The sequence below is a fragment of the Azospirillum soli genome, assembly GCF_017876165.1.
In the GTDB taxonomy this organism is placed as follows: Bacteria; Pseudomonadota; Alphaproteobacteria; order Azospirillales; family Azospirillaceae; genus Azospirillum; species Azospirillum soli.
Genome location: NZ_JAGINQ010000055.1, coordinates 1 through 4160, shown reverse-complemented (window position 1 = coordinate 4160; position 4160 = coordinate 1). Strand labels below are relative to the sequence as shown.

7 protein-coding genes are annotated in these 4160 nt (G+C 60.6%); 3 read left to right on the top strand and 4 right to left on the bottom strand.

The window, feature by feature from the left end:
- The first annotated feature begins 100 nt into the window (after positions 1-100).
- Positions 101-526, top strand: coding sequence for a hypothetical protein (locus J2852_RS31170; RefSeq protein ID WP_209883161.1), 426 nt, complete (start codon positions 101-103; stop codon positions 524-526).
- A 135-nt stretch (positions 527-661) separates the two neighbouring features.
- Positions 662-1489 carry a BRO family protein gene (locus J2852_RS31165; protein ID WP_209883159.1) on the top strand — a complete coding sequence of 276 codons (828 nt, stop codon included), beginning with the start codon at positions 662-664 and terminating at the stop codon, positions 1487-1489.
- A 19-nt stretch (positions 1490-1508) separates the two neighbouring features.
- On the opposite strand, the gene J2852_RS31160 is transcribed toward J2852_RS31165, so the two are convergent.
- On the bottom strand, positions 1509-2480 hold the full coding sequence (locus J2852_RS31160) for an IS1595 family transposase (RefSeq protein WP_209883158.1): 972 nt from the start codon (positions 2478-2480) through the stop codon (positions 1509-1511).
- Positions 2481-2593: 113 nt separating this feature from the next.
- Here J2852_RS31160 and J2852_RS31155 point away from each other — a divergent pair, with 113 nt between their 5' ends.
- Positions 2594-2833, top strand: a complete 240-nt coding sequence (locus tag J2852_RS31155) for a helix-turn-helix domain-containing protein (protein WP_209883156.1) — start codon at positions 2594-2596, stop codon at positions 2831-2833.
- A 50-nt stretch (positions 2834-2883) separates the two neighbouring features.
- Here J2852_RS31155 and J2852_RS31150 read toward each other — a convergent pair whose 3' ends face one another.
- The 3 genes from J2852_RS31150 to J2852_RS31140 all read right to left on the bottom strand — a co-directional run.
- A complete protein-coding gene (locus J2852_RS31150) occupies positions 2884-3087 on the bottom strand; it encodes a hypothetical protein (RefSeq protein ID WP_209883154.1) in 204 nt (67 codons plus the stop codon).
- A gap of 118 nt (positions 3088-3205) precedes the next feature.
- A complete protein-coding gene (locus tag J2852_RS31145; RefSeq protein ID WP_209883152.1) occupies positions 3206-3754 on the bottom strand; it encodes a hypothetical protein in 549 nt (182 codons plus the stop codon).
- A 189-nt stretch (positions 3755-3943) separates the two neighbouring features.
- Positions 3944-4160: hypothetical protein (locus J2852_RS31140; protein ID WP_209883150.1), on the bottom strand; the 217-nt coding region annotated here is incomplete at its 5' end.

The window sequence follows — 4160 nt, the reverse complement described above, 5'->3', positions numbered from 1 at the left end:
TGCGGCATTATGGAGCAAACGCCACCAACACTTAGCACACTAAGCGTCTGATGGCGGGCTAGACTCCCCGGAGGTTGAACGCACTTCCGGGGACGACGCCATGCCCGACGCCATCCCGCCTTCCGTCAACGCCTTGCTAAAGCTCCGAGAGAAGCTGTGCGCCGAGCTGCGCACCGTCGCCAACAGGGAACGCTCCCTCCGCGCCAAGCTGGTTCAGGTAGACGGAGTCCTCCGCATGCTGGGGGAGGCAGACCCGGAGTTCCCCGGAAAGCGCCGGAAGGCCGCCATCTCCTTTGCCAAGCGCGAGGCGCGGCGCAGAGTGCTGGACGTGCTGCGGGACGCGCCGGAGCCCCTGACAACCTCTCAGATCGCCGTGCGCATCATGGAGGCGAAGGGGCTGTCCGCCGACGATCCAGACGCCGTGAAGGACGTTCAGCGGGCCGTTGCGGCGGTCCTGCGGAGGGGCGTGGAGTTCGCGGAGGTGGGGCGCGATGGACGGGAGAAACGGTGGCTTCTCGGCTCTTAATCCGCCGTTGTAAGTGAATGGCAATCAGGAGGACTACTTCATTTTGTGGTGCCCGAACGGCAGACTCTACTACCTACGCGCAACAGGGTGTGGTATGGCTTGCCATTTAGAGCTACCAGGGAATGGGGGGAAGCCGTGGGCCAGATTGAACTGTTTCACTTCGAAGCCGGGAAGCCCAGCTTTGAGGATTATGGCATGGAGAACGGCTTTCGCTATTGGTTCGCCCGCGACCTGATGGGCATGCTTGGTTATAAGGATTTCGGCGCGTTCAAGAAGGCCATTAACAAGGCCATGGCCGCATGTGCGGCGCTGAACATCGATATACAAGACAACTTTGTTCAAATTAATCGAGTAGTCGACGGCACGGAGGTTTCTGACTTCAAGCTGTCGAAATTTGGGTGCTATCTCACGGCAATGAATGGCGACTCCAAAAAGCCGGAGGTCGCAGCCGCGCAAGCGTATTTCATCACGCTTGCGGAAGCATTCAAGAAGTACATCAACGAAGCTGAAGATGTTGATCGCGTTCGCATCCGCGACGAGCTTTCCCAGCATGAAAAATCGCTAGCTGGTGCGGCAAATGATGCCGGTGTGATTAATTATGCTCTTTTCCAGAATTCCGGCTATCGTGGCCTCTACAACATGGACATGAGCAAGCTAAAGAATATCAAGGGTGTTCCTGCCAGTCGATCCCCTCTTGACTTTATGGGCAAGGAAGAGCTTGCCGCGAATTTGTTCCGGATTACTCAAACTGAAGCAAAAATCCGAAACGAAAGCGTGCGCGGGCAAAGAAACTTGGAGCGGACGGCTTACAGCGTTGGCTTCAAGGTCCGGCAGACTATGGAAGAAATCAGCGGCACGAACCCTGAAAGCCTCCCGCCGGCACAAGACATCAGGCAGGTCCAGTCCGCTCTCAAGACGGCTCACAAAGGCTTCAAGGCTATAGAAAAAAAAGAAAAGGTTTAACCGCTTTGCGGTCGGTGCATTAGGCGGTCTTGCGCCGCTGCCAGTAGCCGGTGAAGTCCACCGACTGCCCCATGCGGGCGGCGCGGCCCGCCACGATGTTGAAGAGCATGCCGTTGCTCTCGCGGCGGTGATCCTCGCGCCACGCCATCTCCCCGGCATAGCGGGCCAGATAGACGCCGCTGATGTGGTGGTGCTGGCCTTCCTCGGCCCGGCGCAGGCGGGAGAAGAACGACTCCGCCATGTTGGTGCAGGCCCCATCGGCGCTGTAGGCTTCGGAGTGGTTGATGCGCTTCATGGGGAAGCGGGCATGCAGCTTGTCCCACGCGGCGGCTTCGTCGGCGTGGATGGTCGAACCCTTGGCGACCCGCGAGGCGATAAAGCCGGTCGCCTCGTCCTCGGACTTGAACACGCTGGTCAGGGTCCGCCCGTCGCGGTCGCGGATCGCCACCACCACCCGGCGCTTGCCGTTCTGGTTGACGGCCTTGCGGCGGTCGCGGCGGTTTTCCTTGAAGTTGGCCGGCTTGACGTAGCCGCCGACGTGGCAGCCGTCCACCTCGACCTCACCATCGGCGATCATGCCGCGCGTCTCGGTCGCCATCGCCTCGCGCAGCTTGTGGCAGAGAACGAAAGCGGTCTTGTAGGAGATGTCCAGGTCGCGGCCCAACTGGAGGGCGGAGATGCCCTTGGCGGCGTTCACGAACAGGACGATGGCCGCCAGATAGACGGAGATCGGCAGCTTGTGCGAGGCGAACAGGGTGCCCGACGTCGGCGTGAAGTCCTTGCGGCAGTCACGGCAACGGTAACGCGGGCGGGAGCCGCGCGACACGTCGTAGCAGATCAGGGAGCCGCACTCCGGGCACACCGGCTTGCCGCCCGTGCTGTCCCAGCGGATGCGCTGGAAGACGCCCCACGCCTCAGCTTCTTCCATGCGCAGCACGGCGCGGAGCGAGATGCTCCGGGCGGCGGCGGACAGGAGGAAATGCTGCGACATGGGGAAGGAACCTCAACGCTTTTCGTTGAGGTGAGTTGTATCCGTTGTTTTTGGTGAGGTCAACACATTTCGTTGACGTTGACGCTTGGCGTCAAGGTTGCTACGTTCGCTCTATGTTGACGCCAGAGCAAAGCCGCGCTGCCCGTGGGTGGCTGGATTGGTCGCAGGACGACCTTGCGAAGCGCGCGAACGTGTCGCTTTCGACCGTGCGCGACTTTGAGAAGGGGCGCCGTGTGCCCATCGCCAACAACCTAGAAGCCATCAAACGGGCTCTGGAGTCCGGAGGGATTCAATGCGTATTTGATGAGACCGGGAATCCCAGCGGCATTGCCAGAAAGTCGTCAAGCGACTGAAACCAGAACAGGGGCGGCCCCGAAGGACCGCCCCCATTTGCCTGATGTTGCTAGGCCGCGAGGCGCGCGACCACCTCGACCAGCGGCGGGACTACCGCCGCGACGGCGCCGCCCGGCAGGTCTTCGCCTTCGCGGGTTGCGCTGAAGTTGACGGCAATGCCGCCGAACAAGCAGAGCGTCACCGCCCCACCAAAGAGGCGGACGCATCCGCCAGTCGCGCCCCGGACTTCAAGGCGCACGTCGCTATTGGCCATGGACATCTCCTTCTGGCCTTAGGGGTTGCACTAGAGTCCGGGAGACGCCATATTTCAGTTGCTCAGACTGGGGATGCTTCCCATGGCGTTCCCGAACCCGACTATCCAGGCGCCTTCCTTACATAAAGGTCGGCTCCTGAATCTGGTCAGCAGAAGCCCCGTCAGGTTCATCCTGCGGGGCTTCTTGCTTGCTGGGGAGTAGATACCACCGACCATCGACGTCCACCGCTTCTTCGCGGCTTAAGCGGCGGCGCATTTCGTTCCGGATCGACGACTCCTTAATCTCGTCATTCCCAGAAGCCCGAATACGGCGGATGATCTCGGTGTAGGTCAGCCCGTCAGGGGCTCCCCGCGCAAATGCTTCGTCAACCGCTGCTGGGACGCTGCCCCTCGGCGCGCGTTGGCGCTTGGAGCGTTCGTCCGCCGCATCGTCATCATCAAATCGCATCGCATCATAATTGATGCGCGGCGCGATGACAGGGGGGGCCGTCTCGTCAAAACGCTGCCCTCCACCTATGGCGGCGGCGGCCATGCGGTTGATGTGCATGAGGGCTTCCTGCCATCCCTGACGGAATCCTGCATGGAACGCCTCTTGAAGCATTGCGGCGACCTGCTGCGCTCCTTGCTCGGCGAGGGCGGTCGGGATGTCCGGTAACTGCTGCGACATGCAACACCTCTTGGCGATACGTCTGCCAAGAAGATAAGCGCGTCATAAGTGCGACGCAAGGCATCGCTCAACGATAACTGCGAAAAATCTTTCCCGACAGAATGAGGCGATCAACTGTTATGGGCTATCATGCCCCATCATGCCGCAAGCGGTTGAGCGTACACAAACAAGTTCGTTGCGTTGCGGCGGTCATCGATCAACCAGAGGCGAGCGCGCATTGCGTCTTTCTTCGCGTAGAGTGACGCGCAAAAACATTCGCCACGCGAATATCGACGCGCCAGCCTGATCCAGCAGGGCTGCCTTTCTGTCATTGTGGCTGATGGCGCCATGTATGGTGAAATGGCGATGCGCCAAACCGTTCGTGCTCATCACTAACGGCTGGTGGCGTTTGCTCCATAATGCCGCA